Origin of the sequence: Methyloversatilis sp. (assembly GCF_051861465.1) — a bacterium.
In the GTDB taxonomy this organism is placed as follows: Bacteria; Pseudomonadota; Gammaproteobacteria; order Burkholderiales; family Rhodocyclaceae; genus Methyloversatilis.
In genome coordinates, this window is record NZ_JBHYCQ010000002.1 from 448220 (window position 1) to 467095 (window position 18876).

The 18876-nt window shown below is 67.7% G+C and carries 21 protein-coding genes; 8 read left to right on the top strand and 13 right to left on the bottom strand.

Annotated elements, in window-relative coordinates:
* Nucleotides 1–13: 13 nt before the first annotated feature.
* The 6 genes from ACTIFF_RS04340 (at nucleotide 14) to ACTIFF_RS04365 (ending at nucleotide 5335) form a co-directional block, all read left to right on the top strand.
* Complete coding sequence (locus ACTIFF_RS04340) at nucleotides 14–691, top strand: carbonic anhydrase (protein ID WP_439535722.1); 678 nt, start codon at nucleotides 14–16, stop codon at nucleotides 689–691.
* Between the two features lie 26 nt (nucleotides 692–717).
* A complete protein-coding gene (locus ACTIFF_RS04345; protein ID WP_439535723.1) occupies nucleotides 718–1116 on the top strand; it encodes a hypothetical protein in 399 nt (132 codons plus the stop codon).
* A gap of 589 nt (nucleotides 1117–1705) precedes the next feature.
* Nucleotides 1706–3631, top strand: a complete 1926-nt coding sequence (locus tag ACTIFF_RS04350; RefSeq protein ID WP_439535724.1) for a pyrroloquinoline quinone-dependent dehydrogenase — start codon at nucleotides 1706–1708, stop codon at nucleotides 3629–3631.
* A 134-nt stretch (nucleotides 3632–3765) separates the two neighbouring features.
* On the top strand, nucleotides 3766–4134 hold the full coding sequence (locus tag ACTIFF_RS04355; RefSeq protein ID WP_439535725.1) for a c-type cytochrome: 369 nt from the start codon (nucleotides 3766–3768) through the stop codon (nucleotides 4132–4134).
* 185 nt (nucleotides 4135–4319) lie between these two features.
* On the top strand, nucleotides 4320–4682 hold the full coding sequence (locus ACTIFF_RS04360) for a putative quinol monooxygenase (protein ID WP_306477206.1): 363 nt from the start codon (nucleotides 4320–4322) through the stop codon (nucleotides 4680–4682).
* A gap of 65 nt (nucleotides 4683–4747) precedes the next feature.
* Nucleotides 4748–5335 (top strand): lipocalin family protein, encoded by a 588-nt coding sequence (locus ACTIFF_RS04365; protein ID WP_439535726.1) that lies wholly within the window; start codon nucleotides 4748–4750, stop codon nucleotides 5333–5335.
* Here the strand turns inward: ACTIFF_RS04365 and arsA are convergent.
* Genes arsA through ACTIFF_RS04380 form a run of 3 tightly spaced genes read right to left on the bottom strand, consistent with a single transcriptional unit; the run spans nucleotide 5322 to nucleotide 8349 of the window.
* Nucleotides 5322–7103 (bottom strand): arsenical pump-driving ATPase, encoded by a 1782-nt coding sequence (arsA, locus tag ACTIFF_RS04370; RefSeq protein WP_439535727.1) that lies wholly within the window; start codon nucleotides 7101–7103, stop codon nucleotides 5322–5324. The genes ACTIFF_RS04365 and arsA overlap by 14 nt on opposite strands.
* A 10-nt stretch (nucleotides 7104–7113) precedes the next feature.
* Nucleotides 7114–7422: a chaperone modulator CbpM gene (locus tag ACTIFF_RS04375; protein WP_439535728.1), complete on the bottom strand. Its 309-nt coding sequence runs from the start codon at nucleotides 7420–7422 to the stop codon at nucleotides 7114–7116.
* Between the two features lie 3 nt (nucleotides 7423–7425).
* Complete coding sequence (locus ACTIFF_RS04380; protein ID WP_439535729.1) at nucleotides 7426–8349, bottom strand: DnaJ C-terminal domain-containing protein; 924 nt, start codon at nucleotides 8347–8349, stop codon at nucleotides 7426–7428.
* A 470-nt stretch (nucleotides 8350–8819) separates the two neighbouring features.
* Between ACTIFF_RS04380 and ACTIFF_RS04385 the strand changes: the two genes are divergently transcribed.
* Both ACTIFF_RS04385 and ACTIFF_RS04390 read left to right on the top strand, forming a co-directional pair.
* On the top strand, nucleotides 8820–9470 hold the full coding sequence (locus ACTIFF_RS04385) for an OmpA family protein (RefSeq protein ID WP_439535730.1): 651 nt from the start codon (nucleotides 8820–8822) through the stop codon (nucleotides 9468–9470).
* 190 nt (nucleotides 9471–9660) lie between these two features.
* The gene (locus ACTIFF_RS04390; RefSeq protein WP_439535731.1) at nucleotides 9661–10173 is read left to right on the top strand and encodes an LEA type 2 family protein; all 513 of its coding nucleotides are present in this window, start codon (nucleotides 9661–9663) and stop codon (nucleotides 10171–10173) included.
* 17 nt (nucleotides 10174–10190) lie between these two features.
* Here ACTIFF_RS04390 and ACTIFF_RS04395 read toward each other — a convergent pair whose 3' ends face one another.
* The 10 genes from ACTIFF_RS04395 to ACTIFF_RS04440 all read right to left on the bottom strand — a co-directional run bounded on the left by ACTIFF_RS04395 (nucleotide 10191) and on the right by ACTIFF_RS04440 (nucleotide 18792).
* Nucleotides 10191–11066 (bottom strand): Rossmann-like domain-containing protein, encoded by an 876-nt coding sequence (locus tag ACTIFF_RS04395; RefSeq protein ID WP_439535732.1) that lies wholly within the window; start codon nucleotides 11064–11066, stop codon nucleotides 10191–10193.
* A complete protein-coding gene (locus ACTIFF_RS04400) occupies nucleotides 11063–12667 on the bottom strand; it encodes a VWA domain-containing protein (RefSeq protein ID WP_439535733.1) in 1605 nt (534 codons plus the stop codon). Before ACTIFF_RS04400 ends, ACTIFF_RS04395 begins: the two co-directional genes overlap by 4 nt.
* The gene (locus ACTIFF_RS04405; protein ID WP_439535734.1) at nucleotides 12664–14133 is read right to left on the bottom strand and encodes an AAA family ATPase; all 1470 of its coding nucleotides are present in this window, start codon (nucleotides 14131–14133) and stop codon (nucleotides 12664–12666) included. The genes ACTIFF_RS04400 and ACTIFF_RS04405 overlap by 4 nt, the downstream gene beginning before the upstream one ends.
* Before the next feature lie 12 nt (nucleotides 14134–14145).
* Complete coding sequence (locus tag ACTIFF_RS04410) at nucleotides 14146–14805, bottom strand: 5-formyltetrahydrofolate cyclo-ligase (RefSeq protein WP_439535735.1); 660 nt, start codon at nucleotides 14803–14805, stop codon at nucleotides 14146–14148.
* Nucleotides 14806–14830: 25 nt separating this feature from the next.
* Nucleotides 14831–15235: a SirB2 family protein gene (locus ACTIFF_RS04415; protein ID WP_439535736.1), complete on the bottom strand. Its 405-nt coding sequence runs from the start codon at nucleotides 15233–15235 to the stop codon at nucleotides 14831–14833.
* A 24-nt stretch (nucleotides 15236–15259) separates the two neighbouring features.
* Entirely contained in the window at nucleotides 15260–15661 is a 402-nt protein-coding gene (locus ACTIFF_RS04420) for a ribonucleotide reductase subunit alpha (protein ID WP_439535737.1), read from the bottom strand.
* Nucleotides 15662–15731: 70 nt separating this feature from the next.
* Entirely contained in the window at nucleotides 15732–16793 is a 1062-nt protein-coding gene (locus ACTIFF_RS04425) for a hypothetical protein (RefSeq protein ID WP_439535738.1), read from the bottom strand.
* 8 nt (nucleotides 16794–16801) lie between these two features.
* Nucleotides 16802–17101: a metal-sulfur cluster assembly factor gene (locus tag ACTIFF_RS04430; RefSeq protein ID WP_439535739.1), complete on the bottom strand. Its 300-nt coding sequence runs from the start codon at nucleotides 17099–17101 to the stop codon at nucleotides 16802–16804.
* A complete protein-coding gene (locus ACTIFF_RS04435; RefSeq protein ID WP_439535740.1) occupies nucleotides 17101–17541 on the bottom strand; it encodes an RrF2 family transcriptional regulator in 441 nt (146 codons plus the stop codon). The genes ACTIFF_RS04430 and ACTIFF_RS04435 overlap by 1 nt, the downstream gene beginning before the upstream one ends.
* A gap of 3 nt (nucleotides 17542–17544) precedes the next feature.
* Complete coding sequence (locus ACTIFF_RS04440) at nucleotides 17545–18792, bottom strand: NnrS family protein (protein WP_439535741.1); 1248 nt, start codon at nucleotides 18790–18792, stop codon at nucleotides 17545–17547.
* Nucleotides 18793–18876 lie beyond the last annotated feature (84 nt).

Below are 18876 nucleotides of genomic sequence, written 5' to 3' on the forward strand. Positions count from 1 at the left end.
GGTCATTCCGGCCATGCCCGACGATCTGCTGGAGCGCCTGCGCAGCTTCCACGAGCACACCTTCCCGGGTGTAAAAAACCAGTTTCAAGACCTGGTGCGCGAAGGCCAGCACCCGACGATTCTCTTCATCGGCTGCAGCGATTCAAGGTTGGTGCCTTACCTGCTGACCGGCACCGGCCCCGGCGAGCTCTTCATCGTGCGAAACGTCGGCGCCTTTGTACCGCCCCATGATGGGTCGGCCGGTTATCACGGCACCGCCGCGGCCATCGAGTTCGCCGTGCTCAACCTCAACGTGGCCCACATCGTGGTGTGCGGCCACAGCCACTGCGGTGGCATCCGCGCGCTATACGAAGGGGTGCCGCCACAGGCCACCAACCTCGCCGCCTGGCTCGAGCTGGGCCGCGAGGCCACGTTGCCGGTGCAGGTGACACCCGAGGCCTTGCGCCGTACCGAACAGCGCGCCGTGGTGCTGCAACTGGAGCGCCTGATGGACTACCCGATGGTGCGCGAGCATGTTGACGCCGGCGGGCTAGCCTTGCACGGCTGGCACTATGTGATCGAAGAGGGCGAAGTGCATGTGTTCGACGCGCATCAGGGCGCCTTCGTGCCGGCGTCCAGTTCCGAACACAGCGGCACCGGCCCCTTCCTGCCCTTTGCGGGCGACGATATCAGTCCGGTGGATGCATGGTGAACCCGGCGCTCGTTCATACTCGCGCCATGTCGTCCCACGATCTGCCCCACGACTTCGCGCCGAGCAACCGGCGCGACTTTCCCGGCCGCCGCTGGCTGCTGGTCGCGCTGCGCTCGGTGCATCTGATCGGCGTCGTGCTGGTCGGCGCCGCGCTGCTCGGTGATCACGATGCACACCGGGACACAGCGGCCACGCTGATGCTGGTGACCGGTATCGGCCTGTACGGCATCGAAGTGTGGAGCAAGCCTCGCCACGCCGTGGAACTTGCAGGTCTGTTCATCCCGCTCAAACTCGCAGGCGTGGCCGCGATGATCGTGCTGCCCCAGCTCGCCGCCGGCATCTTCTGGCTGCTGTTGGTCGCGTCCTCCATCGTGTCGCACGCACCGGCAGCCTTTCGCCACCTGCGCCCCGGCCAACGCAGCTGACCCCTGCTTCAGGGGTTATCGCGGCGCAGGCGACCCTGTTGGGCATCGCTGCGCTCACCCCAACCTACGACGGCTGTCTCCTGTCACCCAATACGGGCGCTTTTTCGGGCGTGGTCCATCCCATTGCCGGCGATGCACATCGGGTGTCCGTACCCGCCGCCCTTCGCCCGGTGTAGTACGTAGGTTGGGGTGAGCGCAGCGATGCCCAACTCCGGACGTCATCACCGCAACCGCAGGATTGCGGCGCGACAACATCGCCACTCCGATGCAGGAGATCACGGCCGAGCGTGCGTCGTGCACCGGTGCATCGCAGTGAGACAACGCCCCGGGCGGCGATACAGCCGTCTCTGCACTTGCCCCGAAATCCGAGACACCCGTATCCCGACCGCCGATTTCCCGAATCATTCCGGGAGCATTTCCCTGATTTCCTTCGGCACCGATCTTGCGTCGTCGTGACACGCACCGGCAGGCCGCCGATGCGTTCCACACACGAACACAACGAACTCGATTGGAGAGCGGAAACATGGCGATGCTGAAATCTGCGGGCGCTTTTCCCCGCGCAGCAAGGAAGACTTTGTGGCTGGCCATCATGCTCGGCGCTGCGCCGCTGACGATGGCCGCTGCGGGCGACGGCAACTGGACCGAATACAACGGCGACAAGGCCGGCTCGCGCTATCTGGCCGGCGGCAAGGTGAACGCGCAGAGCGTGAAGTCGATGAAGGTGGCCTGGCGCTGGGCCATGCCTGACAACAAGATCTGGCAGGACAACGCCGAACTGCGCACCTGGGTGAATCAATCGACGCCGCTGGCCATCGACGGCGTGCTGTATTCCAGCTCGCCGATGTCCATGGTATCGGCCATCGACGGCAAGACCGGCAAGACCGTGTGGACCTACGATCCCAGGGCCTATGTCGAAGGCACGCCGCCCAATCTCGGCTTCATCAGCCGCGGCCTGTCCTACTGGGCGAACGGTGAGGACAAGCGCATTCTGGTCGGCACCGGCGACGGCTACCTGATCGCACTGAATGCGAAGACCGGCAAGCCGATCGAGTCCTGGGGCGACAAGGGTCGCATCGACATGACCAAGGGCCTGCGCCGCTTCGTCGACCGCTCGCTCGTTGCGCTGACCTCGCCGCCCATCGTGTGCGGCAACACCATCGTGCCCAGCCTGGCCGTGCTCGATTCGTTCGCCGTCGGCCGCGCGCCGATGAAGAACCATCCGCCGGGCGACATCCAGGCCTTCGACATCCTCAGCGGCAAGCGCGTGTGGCATTTCGAGCAGCCGCCGCAGGAAGGCCAGCCGGGCAACGAGACCTGGGAAGACGGGTCATGGAAAACCACGGGCTCGGCGAACATGTGGTCGCGCCCGAGCTGCGACGAGGAACTGGGTCTGGTCTATCTGCCCTTCTCGACGCCGACCAACGACTTCTACGGCGGTCATCGCAAGGGCGACGGCCTGTTCGGCGAATCGGTGGTCGCGCTCAATGCGAAGACCGGCCGGATCGCCTGGTACCAGCAGATCGTGCACCACGGCCTGTGGGACTACGACCTGCCGACCGCGCCCAACCTGATGGACCTCACGGTCAATGGCAAGAAGGTGAAGGCGCTGGCGCAGGTGACCAAGCAGGGCTTCGTGTTCACCTTCGACCGCAGCACCGGCGCGCCGGTGTGGCCGATCACCGAAAAGCCGGTGCCGCAATCTTCCGTGCCGGGCGAGCGGTCGTCGCTGACCCAGCCCTTCCCCAGCCTGCCTGCGCCCTTCGTGCAGCAGGGCGTGAGTGAAGACGACCTGATCGACCTGACGCCGCAGCTGAAGGAAGAGGCGAAGAAGATCCTGTCGCGCTACAACTACGGCCCGCTGTACTTCCCGCCCACGACCGACAAGGCCGGCACGCTACAGGTACCGGGCGTGCTGGGCGGCGCGAGCTGGGCGGGTGCCGCGCACAGTCCGAAGACCAATGTGCTGTACGTGCCGTCCTTCACCATCCCGTTCGGCATCAAGCTGAAGAAGGAGAACGAAGGCGTGTACGACTACACCGGCACCTGGGCCGGCGTCGGCGGTCCGCAGGGTCTGCCGCTGTTCAAGCCCCCGTTCTCCACCGTCACCGCGATCGACATGAACACCGGCAAGCACCTGTGGCGCGTGCCGGCGGGCAAGGGCCCGGTCGATCACCCGGCGCTCAAGGACCTGAAGCTGGACCGTGTGGGCGTGCCGCGCGAGAGCTTCATCGCGCTGACCGACGACGTGCTCTTCCTCGCACCGGAAGGCACGAATTCGGTGCTGGGTCTGTCATCGCGCGGCAATGCGCTGATCACCCAGGCGACCGCCGATGAGAAGGAGCCCTTCCTGTATGCGTACGACGCGCGCACCGGTGACGTGCTCGGCGAAGTGAAGCTGCCGGGTGCGGCATTCGGCGCACTGATGACCTACCGCGCCGGCGGCAGGCAGTACGTCGTGGTGCCCATCGGTGGCGCCGGCCTGCCGGCGGAACTGGTGGCCGTGCAGGTCGACTGAATCCCGCCGACGTCCGGGTCGTGGGGGGGGGGGGGGGGCCGGGGCTGGTCCCGGCCCCCGCGCGGGGGGGGGGGGGGTGGGGCGCGGGCCCCCCCCACGACCCTCGAACTTCACGCAACACCCGGAACGGATCCATGGATATACGGAAATTCATCTTCGCCGCACTCATGAGCGGCATGGCGTCGGCGATGGCCTTCAACGCCGTATTGCCGGACAAGGCGGCGGATGGCGCAGCGCCTGCCGGCCCCGCCCCCTTCGATCTTGCCGATCCGGCCCGCATCAAGCTCGGTCAGGACCGCTTCCAGTCGACCTGCGCCGACTACTGTCACGGTCACACGCCGGCGCTGTTCATCGAACGCGAGGGGCTGGAGGCGGAATACGTGTTCAACACCATCCGCGACGGCGGCAAGGGCGCCACGCCGATGCCGCCCTGGGGCGAAGTGTTCACGCAGGAGGAAATCTGGGAACTGGTGGCCTACATCAAGTCCATCGGAAAGTGGTAGGCGGCCCGCCTCCGGTCTGCGTCCTCGATCGGCAGGTGACTGTCTGCAAGCCGGCCTCAGCCGGGCAGCGCGCCCAGCGCTGCCCGGCTGAGGCATACTCCGGCCACTCCGCATCCCGGCAGTCGGATTGCGGCAGCGAGCATGAGCCATATCGTGCAGATTTCGAACCTCAGGAGGCAACAGACATGAATCAAGACACCGTATGCACCCTCGTTCCGTACTTCGACGTGCCGGCCGACAAGGTCGATGAATTCAAGGCCCTCGGCAAACGCTTCGTCGAGCGCACGCGCAGCGAACCGGGTTGCGTGCATTACGCCTTTTCGTTCAGCGGCTGCACGGCGCATTGCCGCGAAGGCTATGACAATGCAGAAGCCATCCTGCATCACCTCGACAACGTCGGCGCGCTGCTGCAGGAAGCGCTCGCGATCGCCTACCTGATCAAGCTCGAAGTCCATGCACCGGCAGCCGAAATCGCGAAGCTGCGCGATCCGCTGACGGCCATGAAGCCGCAGTACTTCGTGCTGGAAGAAGGCGGCATCCGCCGCTGATGCCGCCGACGCGGCCGCCTCGCCGGACGATGGCGGCCGCCGCGCGCACAGCCGGAAGCCACCTCATGAATGCTCGTCTTCTGTCCATGCTCGCCGTGTCCGCCTGCCTGGCATGCGGCGGAGCCGGCGCGCAGGATCGCCCGTCCACCCGTCCGGACTCACAGAACCGCGCAGCATCCACCGCCCCGCTGACCGCCATCGACGCGCTGGACGTACAGCGTTACCTCGGCACCTGGCACGAAATCGCACGGTATCCCAACTGGTTCCAGCGCAAGTGCGTCGGCCAGGTGACGGCCGACTATGCGCTCGACAGCGACGGCAGCCTCAAGGTGCTGAACCGCTGCCGGCTGGCCAACGACGACTTCGACGAGGCGAAGGGCACCGCGCTACAACAGGGCGGCACCAACTCGGCCCGGCTCAAGGTGAGCTTCGCACCGGCCTGGCTGTCCTTCGTTCCCTTCCTGTGGGGCGACTACTGGGTCATCGACATCGACGTCGACTATCAGCTCGCCGCGGTCAGCGAGCCCGGCCGCGACTACCTTTGGGTGCTGTCGAAAACGCCGCGCGTCGATCCGGCACGCTACCAAGCGCTGCTGGAGCGACTGGCTGCAAAGGGCTTCGACCTTCCGAAGATCGAACTCACGCCTCAGTAGGCTGGGTCGGGGCGCCGAGCAGTGCCGACAGCGCAGCCACCCCGACCGGCGCCTTGATCACCCACGGCACCACGTACGTGCGACGCGCCAGACCGGCGCCGATACGCGCCATCTGTGCGCGTTCTCCGTCGAGGCGCGCGGACAGCAGCGGATCCCGGGTGCCCGCGGCGACAATCGACTTGTTGACCACCCACGCATGCGGTTCGATCTGCGCGCGGCGCAGGTCGTCCTGCAGCGCGGCGGCCTGCGATACCGGCGTCACCTCGGGCAGCGTGACCAGAATGATGCGGGTGTAGGACGCGTCCTGCAGGCGCATCAGCGGCGTCACAAGGTGCGCGCCGGTGCGGCCTTCGTATTCGCGCAGGGTCTGCCGGTGGTAGGCGCCGGTGGCATCCATCAGCAGCAGCGAGTGCCCGGTCGGCGCGGTGTCCAGCACCACGAAGGCGCTGCGCGCCTCGCCGACGATGCGTGAAAACGCGTGAAACACGGCCACTTCCTCGGTGCACGGCGAACGCAGGTCTTCAAGCAGCAGCGCCTGTTCCTGTTCATCCAGCCCGGGCGAGCGCGCGGCCATGATCTTGTCGACATAGCGCCGCGTCTCCGCCACCGGATCGATGCGATCCACCTTCAGCCCCGGCACTTCGGTGCCCAGCGTTGCGCTGAGGTGGGCGGCTGGATCGGTCGTGCTCAGATGCACCGACTTGCCACGTTGCACCAGGCCCAGCGCCAGCGCCGCGGCAATCGTGGTCTTGCCGACGCCGCCCTTGCCCATCACCATGATCAGGCCGCGATCGCCGGCGGCCAGTTCATCGACCAGCTTTGCCAGACAGTCGGCGGGCGGTGGCGCATCGGCCGCGGGCCGCGGCGGCTGCGCCGGAAGCACCGGCGCGTCGGACATCAGCGCGCGCAGTGCCGGCAGACCGACGGTGTCGAATGCCCGCAGTGGCACAATGTCCTGCGCCAGCGCGCGCAGGCTGTCCGGCATGTCGCGCAGCGCCTTGCGCCCCAGCGCTTCGATGGCGGCCGCCACCGGATCACCCGGATCGGTCGCCCTGAACAGGCCGTTGATCACCAGTCGCTGGTTGCCCAGCCCGAGCGTGCGCAATTCGTCCGAAGTGCGCGCCGCCTCGCCGATGGCGCCGTGGTCGGGGCGCGTCACCAGCACCACCGTGGTCTGGCCGGCATCGCTCAGCGTACTCAGGGCGGTGTTGAAGCGCGCTTCCTGCATCTTCAGCCCGGAGTGCGGCCCGAGGCACGACGCACCGCGGTCGTTGCCGTGCAGGAAGCCGCTCCACGCCTTCGGCAGGCTCAGCAGACGTAGCGTGTGGCCGGTGGGCGCGGTGTCGAACACGACATGATCGAAGCCATCGGCGGCACCGGCGAGCAGGCCGGAAAACTCGTCGAACGCGGCGATTTCCGTCGTGCACGCACCCGACAACTGTTCGCGCACGGCGGCGCGTTCGGAATCGGTCGTGTCCGGCGACATCCTGTCCTGCACCCGCTGCCGATACGACTCGGCCGCCGCGTCCGGATCGATGTTGAGCACCGACAGACCGGATACGCCGGGCACCGGCGTGGCCTGGTTGCTCAGCGGCACGCCGAGCATTTCATCGAGATTGGACGCCGCATCGGTGCTCACCAGCAGCACGCGCCGGCCGGCATCGGCCAGTGCGATCGCGGTTGCGGTGGACAGCGAAGTCTTGCCCACGCCGCCCTTGCCGGTGAAGAACAGATAGCGCGTCGCGCCGAACAGCAGTTTCATCGCCATCGCATCGCCCTCAATGCCGCGCACGCGAAAGTTGCCGCCGCAGCCCTCTCACCTCTTCGATCAGATCCACCACCAGCGCGGCCAGCTCCGGGTTGGCATCGAAGTCGCGTTCCATCGAGCGCAGCTGTCGCGCACGGACCAGTTCCGCGCTGGCAAAGCGCCACGCCTGGGGGTGCCCGGCGTCCATGCAGCACAGGTACCCGGCTTCGACCCGCTCGATGATCCAGCCGGGTTCGGCTGCGCAGGCCTGCGCCAGTTCGTCGAGGGTGAGCCGTGCGTCGTCAAGCAGTTCGCCGGTCAGGATGTCGTCGTGTGTCATTGCTCAGGCTCCTGCAGTGCGGCGCGGATCAAAGTGCAGGTCGCGTGCCATGGTTTCGTAGAGGCGGCGAGCGATGTCATTGTCGGCCGGCGGAAGCACCACTTCGAGCACGACATACAGATCGCCGGGCGGATCACCCGGAATGCCGCGCGACTTCAGACGCAGCTTGCGGCCCGTCTGCGACCCCGCCGGCACCGTCAGCGTCACCGGTCCCGACGGAGTGGGCGCTTCGATCGGCCCGCCCAGTGCGGCTTCCCACGGCGTGACCGGTACGGTTTCATGCACGTCCCGGCCATCGATGCGATAGCGGGCATCCGGTGTGAAGCGGATCTCGAGGTAAAGATCGCCTGCCGGCGCGCCGCCTTCGCCGGACGCACCCTGCCCGCTCAGGCGGATGTGCTGGCCTTCCTTCACGCCCTTCGGGATGCGCACTTCAAGCGTGTGGTCATCGAGCACGACCTGACCGTGTTCATTCACACGCGGTCGGCGCAGGCTGATCGTTCTGCTCGCGCCCTGATAGGCGTCCTGCAAGTCGATGTCGACCTTCGCGTGGTGATCCTCGCCGCGCATGCGGTAAGCCCCCGCCCGGCGCGCCCCCCCGGCGCGCCCGAACAGGCTGGCGAAGAAATCGCTGCTGTCCGCCGCGTCGGCACCCGAAAATTCAAAGTTGCTGTCCCAGCCCGGCGATGGCTGGAAGGGCTGGCCCGGCTGATGCCCGCTGCCCATCTGGTCGTAGAGCGCACGCTTTTCGGGGTCGGACAGCACCGCGTTGGCTTCGTTGATCTCTTTCATGCGCGCTTCCGCGCCCGGTTCCTTGCTCACGTCCGGGTGGTACTTGCGCGCCAGCTTGCGGAAGGCCTTCTTGATGTCGTCCGCGCTGGCGTCGCGCGCGACGCCCAGTGTCTGGTAATAATCCTTGAAATCCACGTACGCGCTCCCCCGGGTGTCCGGCCCATGGTTCATGAGCTGTCCGGCCGATGATGTCCGACCCATGATGATCCGTCGGTTCGCCCGGATACATGATGCGGATCAATGAGGCCGCGCGTGCTCCATCGTCGCAGCGGGAGCCGGCAGGAGAAGGGGCCGCAGCAGACGAACGGCGACCCGCCAGACAGCGCGACGTCCGCCGGCCGGACACCGAACCCCGGTCACGACGCAGGCCCGCGGTGCGGCATCTGCCGCGCAGGTGAGCCCTTCATCCGCAAGGACGCACGGTGCCTCATTTGTTACTGCGTGTGCTGGCGCACCGTCGCGGGGCGTCGCGTCTGCCACACTGACTTGTCGCACGCGGCTGGAGACATGCAGCCGAGGTCGATCCTGAACGCATCAGGCAAGTGTCTGAATGGTTGTCACCCCGGCGACCTTGAGAACACGGCGGTTCACCCGGAAACAACATCATGAAGAAAACCCTTGCACTCATTTCGATCGGTGCCCTTGTGGCCACCGGTTGCGCAAACCTGTCGGAAACGCAGCAGCGTACGGCCATCGGCACCGGTGTCGGCGCAGCCGCCGGCGCAGCACTGGGCAGCTCACTCGGCGGGAGCGGCGGCGCGACGCGCACCGGCGCTTTGCTCGGCGCAGCGGTCGGCGGCATCGGCACCTACATCTGGTCGAACCGGATGGAAGAACAGAAGCGGACGATGGAACAGGCCACGGCCGGCACCGGCGTCGCCGTCGTGCAGACCGCCGACAACCAGCTGAAGCTCGAAATCCCGAGCGATATTTCATTCGACGTCGGTCGTGCCGACATCAAGTCGAACTTTCGCCCGGTGCTCGAACGATTCGCGCAGACGCTGAATGCCAATCCGAATACCGAAATCCGCATCATCGGCCACACCGACAGCACCGGCAGCGACGCGGTGAATAATCCGCTGTCGGTCAACCGCGCGGGCAGTACCCGCCAGTACCTCACCGACCGTGGTGTTGCGCCGAACCGCATCGTCATCGATGGTCGCGGTGCGCGTGAACCGGTGGCCGACAACGGCAGCGAACAAGGTCGCGCGCAGAACCGCCGGGTCGAAATCTTCGTCGCCGAACCGCGCACCTGAACGTCGCAGGCGGGTTGCCGACCCGCTTGCAACGGTGGCGTGAACGGCGCGACCGCATGGTCGCCCAGGGCCTGTTGACGTTCAATCGTGCGGACCGTGATTGAATGTCGACAGGCCCTGATCCGTTCACGCCCCACGCCCATCGATCAACGCAGAGGTGACCCGCGTGCCCGCCTTCATTTTCCCATTCATGCTGCCCCGCCTTGCTCCCGGCCCCGCGCTGCGCCTGTTCATCGTCATGTTCGGCGTCGCGCTGCTGTGCACGCTGACCGGCTGCGCCGGTCTGGCCGCACGCGATCCGGTCCGGGTCAATCTGGTCGGCGTCGAGCCGCTGCAGGGCGAAGGGTTCGAATTGCGCTTTGCCGTCAAGCTGCGGGTGCAGAATCCAAACGACAGCGTAATCGACTACGACGGCCTCGCACTCGAACTCGATGTGAACAACCGCTCATTCGCAACCGGCGTCAGTGACGCCAAAGGCAGCGTGCCGCGTTTCGGCGAAACGGTCATCAGCGTGCCGGTCACCGTATCGGCCCTGTCGGCGCTGCGCCAGGCGCTCGGCATGACTGAAGGCAGCACACTTGAAAACCTGCCCTTCGCGCTGCGCGGCAAACTCGCCGGCGGCACCTTCGGCACCGTGCGTTTCAGCGAAGAAGGCCGGCTCAGTCTGCCGGGCCTGTCGCAGGGTGCTGGCAGCGCACGCTGAAACCGACGGCTGATCATTCAGCCGACTGCGTGGTCGAGCAGCCTGTCGAAGCCGGGATATCCCTCTGCCGTGAGCGCAAACTTGCTTGTCGCCTTGCGCCCCTTCCGGTTGTCCTTGTCACCCGACGTGAGCCCGTCGATGAAGGCTGCGCGATCTTCGACCCAGCTGCCGCCAAGCAGGGTGACACCGCGCGCGAACAGGGCGTCGGGCAGGCAGCCGGCGCTGGGGCCGACCATGGCGAACCATGTCGCGTTGCGACAGTGAGCGAGCATGCGGTCGAGGGTGTCGTTGAGCAGCAGCGTACTGGTGGACAACACCTTGCCGCAGGATTCCAGTGCTGTGGCGTCGGTGGTGACCCGCCAGCCGTCGCGCTCGCCAACGGCGCGCTCGTCCAGTTCGATCACGGTGAGCCGGGCGCCGGCGGCGACGATGCGTTCCACCAGCGGGCCGAACAGACCGATCATGCCGATGGCGTCATCAGGCTGCGGGTCCATCCGACCGATGGAATCGCTGCAGCCGTCCGGCCGGTAGCCGGCGCGGTCGTACAGGCAGCGGGTGATGGCGTTGGCGCAGACGAAGCCCAGGGTGCGGTCCACGCCCTGCCCGCTCACGTAGCGACGCGCCAGCGCGAGTGCGTCGGCGCCTTTCAGGTCGGTGAGGCCGGGGCCGTTGCGCAGGCGCTCCAGCGTATCGTCGAGCAGTACATACGACAGGCCGATGCTGCCGTCGTCCAGTTCGAGCGCGCAGAACTCGCCGCGGGCGTGGCCGCTTGCGCCGTCGCGACACGGTTCGTCGGGACGCGCCGGCGGCAGGTGCAACGCGCGCACGCGCGGCAGTCGCAGGCGTGCGGCGATGGTTTCGATCTGCGCGAGGTAGTCGGTGGCGAAGCTCATGGTGTGTCGGCCGGGTCGGGTTTCAGGAAGGATCCGGGCTGCACCTGATCGCGGCGCAGCCCGGCGCGCACCGCGGACGATGCCGCTTCGCCGCTGACCGTGGCGTCGCGGTTTTCCGGCGTGCGCAGGGCGCCCGGGAAATACAGTGCGGTCAGGCGGTGGGTGTGCAACGGCGAGTCGCCATTGCCGTGAGCATCGTCGCCATAGCGGCGCCAGTCGCGCACCGGATGGATGTCGTCGGCCAGTTCGAGAAAGCCGATGGTTTCACGATCGCCGATCAGCACGCCCTGCGCACGCAGGCCGAGCGCCGCCTTGGCTGCATCGAGCCGGGCGACCAGTTCCGGCGTGGCGCCGAATTCGCCGTCGGACGCGATCAGCAGGTCGGCGCGCTGCCAGGCCTGCTGCTCCAGCCATGCAATGGCGCGCTCCAGCGGGCCGCAGATGTCGGTACCACCGCGAAAGCCCTGGCCGAGAAACTGGATCAGCCGCTCGATGCCCGACGCATCGACGGCCACGTCCAGTTCCACCACCTCGTCCGGACCGCCGAAGGCAAACACGTGGCAGGCGCGACCTTGATCGTGCGCGGTACGCACGGCTTCGAGCACCACCGCCTTGGCAACCTGACCGGCGCCGCCCTGCATCGAACCGGAGGTGTCGACGCACACCAGCAGCGGGCCCATTTCGAGCCGGCGATCGGCTTGCAGGTCAGGGCGCGGCTGCAGTACAGGCGCATCGAGCTGGCGCACCTCCTGCAGCCGGTCGTCGTCTTCGTAACAGAGCAGCGTGCGCTCGGCGCGACGCGCGTGCCACACGAGGCGCAGCACCGGATGACCGAGCAGCACGGCTTCGGCGGGCAGCATGCGGGCGATGCGATCGGCGCGATGAATGCCGCGTGTTTCGCCCGGCATGTCGGGCACCCGCACGCTGCGTGATTCGGTGCGTCGCGCGACGGCGTCCTCGAGCACCGTCACCGGGTCACGCTGCGCGGCGTCGGTCTCGTCCGCCGGGCGGGCCCGACCGAGCCGACGGATGCAGCGCGCCAGTTCAGGCAGCCGTTCCAGCAAGCGGCGGATGCGCACCACCTCGCGCCAGCCCTCGCTGCGCAGCAGACCGGGAATGAGGTCCCAGCGCGCGTTCTTGCCATCGTCCGGCAACTTGCCGAAGACATCGATCAGTTCGTCCATCTGACCGCGCCGGTCCTGCCAGTCGGATTCGAAAGCCTCGACGGCCATCCGGATGGCGCGCGCCGCCGTGGCGCCACGGTCGCGATAGTCGTCGATGAAATCGAGATGGAACAGCAGGCTCAGCACGACGGTGTCGGTCAGCTCCCGGCGCGCGCTGCAGTACGCCGCAAGATCCAGCGTGCAGAACGTGTCGCACAGTGCGGCGACGATGTCGGGTGACGGCCAGCCCCACGCATCGGCCGGCGGTACACGGCCATCGAACAGTGCGTCGCGCAGCGCGACCAGCGCGGCCAGTCGTGGCTCGAGCGTGCCCTGCGCATGCGTCAGGCCGGACAGCCACAGCGTGCGCGGCAGCGCGTCGAGCGCCGCCAGACGCGCCTCGCGCGCCGCGAACAGGCGCTGCGGATCAGCACTCACGCCAGCGGCTCGTGCAGCACTGGCTCCGGTACCGCATCGTCGGCCGCGCTCGCGGCCTCAGCCGGCAGGCGCGGCAGATTTTCGAAGCCGCGCCGTGCATCGCGGGCGCGCGCAGCGAGATCAACGATGGCGGACGCGGTCGCCGCGAGGTGACGCTCGACCTGCCCCAGTTCCGCATCGTCCAGCCACAGCGTGTTGCGCCGGCAGTCCGCCAGGCTGGCGCGTTCGGCCTGCAGTTCGGCCTGGTAGCCGGCGATGCGGGCGAGCAGATCATCGATCTGTGCAGTCCGCGCACCGATGTGCGCTGGGCCGTAGCGACGCTGCCGGCTGTAGCGCATGCGCAATGCACCGGCCCCGCCCTTGGCGTCGCCGATCTTCTCCGCCAGGTCGGTGGCAACATCGGTGACACACTCGTCGGCCATGCCCGCCGACAAGTCCGACGCCGAAAAGCGCAGCCGGCCGGCGTCGTCGTAGTCGAGATCATTCGCTTTCTGTTCGGCTTCCAGCTGTGCTTCGAACGCCTGCACCACGCGCGCGAGGCGCGCCGGCGCGCAGGATTCGCCTACCCCGAGGTGCCGGGTCAGCCAGTCGGCCACAGCGGCCTGGCGCGGCGCATCCGGGGCGACGCAGGCGGGCAGCAGCAGCAGGTCCCACACGCGCAGCGTGCTGCGGCCTTCACTTGCAGCGGCCACGCGCAGCAACCACAGCGTCTTCACCCAGCGCCGGTCGGACACGTAACCGCCCTCCGCTGCAAGATGCGTGCGCAGCGCAGACAGCACCGCCACGACGCCGGCCGGCAGCGCCACTTGGCGCGCCGCGGCCGCCAGCGCGGCAAGGTCTGCGTCGGCCAGCGCCAGCGCGTCATCCGCCAGCGACCACGGATCGGTGCAACCGGTGTCGAGCAGCGCGGCGAAGCCGTCGGTACTGACCGGCGCAACCGGCAGGCGGGTCAGGAAACGGTCGAAAAAAGCCTCGCCCACCTCGTCTTCCGGCACGTCATTGGTCGCGCCGATGACGCTGACCAGCGGGCAGCGCTGACGGCCGGCGCCATTGTCGAATTCGCGTTCGTTGAGCAGCGTCAGCAAGGCATTCAGGATCGCGCTGTTCGCCTTGAACACCTCGTCGATGAAGGCGATCGACGCATCGGGCAGAAAGCCGGCGGTGTGCCGCTCGTAGCGATCCTGTTCCAGCGCGCGGATCGACAGCGGGCCGAACAGTTCTTCCGGCACGGTGAAGCGGGTCAGCAGGCGTTCGAAATAGCGCGCATCGCGAAACGCCGCACGCAGCCGGCGCGCCAGTTCGCTCTTGGCCGTGCCAGGCGGACCGATCAGCAAGGTGTGCTCGCCCGCCAGCGCGGTCAGCAGGCAGCGGCGAACGACCACACGGCGCTCGACCAACCCGCGTTCCAGTTGCAGGGCCAGTCCGCGCAGACGGTCGGACAAGGCCACAGATTCGAAAGTGTTCATGACAGCCAATCGCTATTCAGCAGAGAAACGTTCTTCGAAGAGGGCCTGCGCACGGTGCGCACATTCAGCGGTATCGATGCGTTCGAGTCCACCGGTGCCGACGCTGTGGATACCGGCTTCGGTGACGATGAAATCCATGGCCACATCGTGCGGCTGCGGATGGATGGTGGGCATGCGCGACAGTTCGAAACCGATGCCGATCCGGAGTGGCTGGATTGCCTGCGCGGCCAGCGTACGGTCGAAATAGCCGCCGCCATAGCCAAGCCTGAAGCCGCGTTCATCGAACCCGACCAGCGGAATCAGCAGCGCCTGCGGCTGCACGACCGCCGTGCCGTCCGGCACCGGAAGGTCGAACACCCGCTTCGTCATGGCCACGCCGGGCCACCATTCGCGGAACACCAGCGGCGTGGCGCGCGCTGCCACATCGGGCAGCGCGGCGCGTGCACCGGCGCTGCGCAAGGTATGGATCAGGAAGCGCGCATCGAATTCGCCGCGGTAGGGCCAGCAGAAACCGACGATCAGCCGGCGCAGCGCCGGAAAGCCGTGGTCCAGCAAGGCAGTGATCACCCCGTTGCGCGCGGCACGCTGCCCGGCCGGCACGCCCTCGCGCGCGGCGATCAGTCGCTGCCGTTCGGTGCGCCGCCAGTCCGGCAGATCGGTATGCGCATCCATGTTCAACGCCCGGGCAGATCCGGCCTCACGCCAGCCCGTGCAACAGCCCGAGCGGATGGTGCGCGCGCGCCACACCCAGCATGAAGGCGAAGGTCAGCAGTGCGGCGATGAAGCACACGAGGCGCGCCCGCGCGCTGCGCGCGCGTTTCAGCGCAAGGCTGCCCAGCACGATATAGACCACCAGCAATACGAGCTTGGTCGCCAGCCAGGGCACGGCGAACGGATTCAGCTGCTGCATGGCGAGCAGCGACAGCGCGGCGATCAGCAGGCCGGCGTCGATGATCTGGCTCGCGATGCGCACGCTGCGCTGCATGCTCCAGCGCGCGCCCGACAGCACGCCGATGCCGCGCAGCGCAAACAGCGATCCACTCGCAATGACCAGTCCGATGTGGACCTGTCGCGCCAGCGGATACAGGTCGATCAGATTCATGCGACCGGCGTGTCGGCATGTCGCTCAGCCGACATCGACGGCTTCACCCGTGCGGTCGAAGGCGATCAGCTTGTCGAGGCGGCCGGTACGGATCGCGGTGATCATGCTTTCCAGCGGTGCGTCCGCATCCGCACTGGCGGGCGCCCGGCCGTCGTGCCCGGCCAGCGCAGCCACGAACACGATGGCCCACTGCGTATCGAAGGCGGCCGTCTCTTCGAGCAGGGCCGCGAAGCTCGGCAACTCGTCGATTGTCTTGTCCACACAGACATAGGGCACCAGCGCGCCGCCTTGCCCGGCTTCGAATCGCGCGCGCTCCTCGGCCGATGCGTCGTCGGGCAGTTCGGCCACGGTGAATACCATCAGCAGTCGCTGCGGTTCGGTTTCTTCGCGCATGGCCGCGATCAGGCCGTCGAAAGTCGCTGTCAAGAGAGGTCTCCGCAAGGTGGAGTGAGCACGGGAACAACAAGGGGATCGAAGGGGACACGCCCGGACTGCATCATGACAGTTTGCGCCGGACCGCTGCGACCATCACGGCGCCGAACAGCACGATGGCCAGCGCATGTCCGACGCCGGCCAGTGCCAGCGCAGACAAGTCGCCGGACGGGCTGGCACCCAGGCGCAGCAACAGGCTGGCTGCCAGCAGCCACAGCGGCACCCGCGCCCAGGCCGAATACACCGGTCGCAGGCGCAGCAGTGCCGGCAGCATGATGGGCGCGTGGCCGAACACCATGGCCAGAACGAAGCCGAGCAGCACGGCGTGCAACCCGGCCGCGGGCAGCGGGCCCGGTGACAGCACGCCGTACAGCCCGAGCAGCGCCCCGACCAGCAGCCACACATAGCCGACCGTCAGGCACTGCGCGACATGGCCGGGCCAGCCGGGTGCCGTCCACTTGCGCGGCGCCAAGTCCCAACGCAGCAGCCACAGCGCGAGCAGCGCGCAGGCCAGCCAGAGCAGCAGCGATGCGAGGCCCGCCCGCACCGGTGACAGGACGACCGACAGCAGCACCATGACCACCGCCAGCACGAACAGCACGCGGGCGATGCGCGGCAGGCGGATCATCTGCATCAGTTCGCGGCGTTCGCCGGCGATGGTCAGCACGAGAAAGGCGATCCAGCTCATGACGGCCGCCGACAGGTCACCGGCCGCCCAGACGAGCACGCCGATCAGCCAGCACAGCGCGCCGGCCATTTCGACCCCGAGATGCAGCGACCACGCGCGGCTGCGTCCGGCATGGATGTAAAGCAGCACCAGCACCGCGGCGGCGAAGGCCCAGAGCACCTGCGCCGCGACCACCGAACCGATCGCCCACGCGGCGAGCCCGCCGAGTCCCGCCGCCAGCGGCGACAGCAGGCCGGGCAGACGCTGCAGCGCGACCGCGCGCTCGAGCGAAATGACGGTGCCGAAGACGGCGCAGATCATCACCGCCCCGTGCAGCGCAACAGGTGCCGACGGGATCGACAGGCCGAAGCGCGCCAGACCGGCGGCGATGCCGGCGAGCATGCCGGACAGCGCCAACAGCGCACAGACCGCGATGCCGGAGCGCCAGATCGCTGGCATCGTCGCGCTCACCATCCGAATCGCTCCCGCAGGGCCGGGCTCATGCGGCCGGGGTGCCACTCGCAATCCCAGTCGAATTCGACCTGGACGATCCAGCCCGGGGGGCAGACGGCGCGCAGCGACGACGTCGCATCTTCGATGATCAGCTCGCCCATCGGGCAGGTCGCGCTGGTCGGAATCAACTCCACGTCGACGCGCGCCTCACCGACGGCAATCGACTTGACGAGTCCCAGTTCGACGATGCTTTCGACGAGTTCCGGGTCCGCAACGGTGTGCAGCGCGGCCCGCAACATGTCTTCGGTGGGCATCACGACACCTTCTGCAAGGTCAGCAGGGCAACCCCGGGTACGCCCGGCGGCAGGATGTCGGCCAGCGTGTGGCGGTCCAGTCGGGCCAGGAAATCCTGCAGGGCGTCATCGAATATTCCGGCCAGGCGGCAACCACCCTGCAGCAGGCAGTGACCACCGCCATCGAGGCATTCAACCAGTCTGAAATCGGGTTCCACGCTGCGCACCACCGCGCCGAGACCGATCGCCTCGGGCGCGTGCGCGAGCCGCATGCCGCCGCCCTTGCCGCGGACGGTTTCGATCCAGCCGGCCAGCCCGAGCTGGTGGGTCACCTTCATCAGGTGCGCCACCGACACCTGATGCGCGTGCGCGACTTCGGCAATCGTGCACAGGCGCTCCGGATGCTGGCCCACGTACATCAACAGGCGCAGCGCGTAATCGGTCATGGTCGTCAGACGCATGATTCAGCGCCCCGGGCGGACGATGGTCACAGGCGTGGCCACCGGTGCGGCGGCCGGCGCCGGGCGATCGGCACGCGGCCGGATCATCATCGGCACGAAGCGCCACAGATAGAGCGCGAAGGCCGCCATCCAGAGCAGCGCGGCAACATGCAGCAGGTGGAGGGCGGCGGCGGATGGCTGCAGCGCGAGCAGCCGGAGGACGGTGGCCGCGATCACCAGCCCGTAGCTGGCGACCATGCTGCGATCGGTTTCCAGCGGACGCCCGAGGTGACCGAGTGCGGTGCGCGTGATCATGCCGATGATGAGCAGCGAAAAGCCACCCATCGCAATCACGTGGATGTGCAGCGCCGGGCGCGCACCGAAGCCCGCAACGGATGCCGCCGCAAGCAGCAGGCCGACGCCGAGCGACGCGTAGCCCAGATACAGTATCCACAGCAGCGGCTTGTGCAGTACGGCCTGCGGCTTCCAGCTGACCCAGTGCTGCAGAGAAAGGACGCCCGCCACGGCGAGTGCCAGCGCCTGTGCACTCGGCAGGTCGGCCAGCAGACACGCAACAGCGATGCCGCTGGCGCCGAGCTGGAGGTGGCCGCTGCGCAACTGCATCGGAATCTGCAGGCCCGGCACGGCGCGCATGGCGAAGAACGGAATGACCCGGCGCGCCACCAGCAACGCGATCAGCGTCATGATCAGCAGGCCGGCATTGAACTGGCGCATCAGCAGCGCGTAGTCGCCGTCGTGCGCAGCCAGCAGGAACAGGGCATCGGACACGCCCAATGCCAGCAGCAGCACCGGGACGGCATAGTTGCGGGCATTGCGCGACACGACGACGGCGCGCAGCAGTGCCGCGGCGGCCAGGGCGAAGAACAGCAGTTCGGCGAGGGTGGCGATCAGGAACGGTGTTCCGTCACCGGCGAGAAAGCCCAGCCGCGCCACCAGCCACAGCGCGCACAGGATCGCCAGCGCGCGGCCCTGCACCGGATTGATGCCGGTCCAGGCGGCGCCGGCCGTCATCAGGAAGCCGACCGCGATGGTGGCCACGAAGCCCCACAGCATTTCATGTGCGTGCCAGGCCACGCCGGCAAGCGGGCCGTTCATCCAGTGCGGCGCGAAGATCCACAGCCCGACCGCGATCAGCGCCCACAGCGCGCCGGCCAGATAGACCGGGCGAAAACCGAGTTCAAGAAAGGCGGACCACGAAGGCGCATGCGGCAGCGGCGGTTCCGCTTCCTGTATGGACAGCAGGGTGGCCATGATCGGGCTCCGGAGGTTGGATGTTGAAGACCAGGTTGAACATATATTTTATGTATATCTTAAACCCCGTCTTCAAAACCCGCT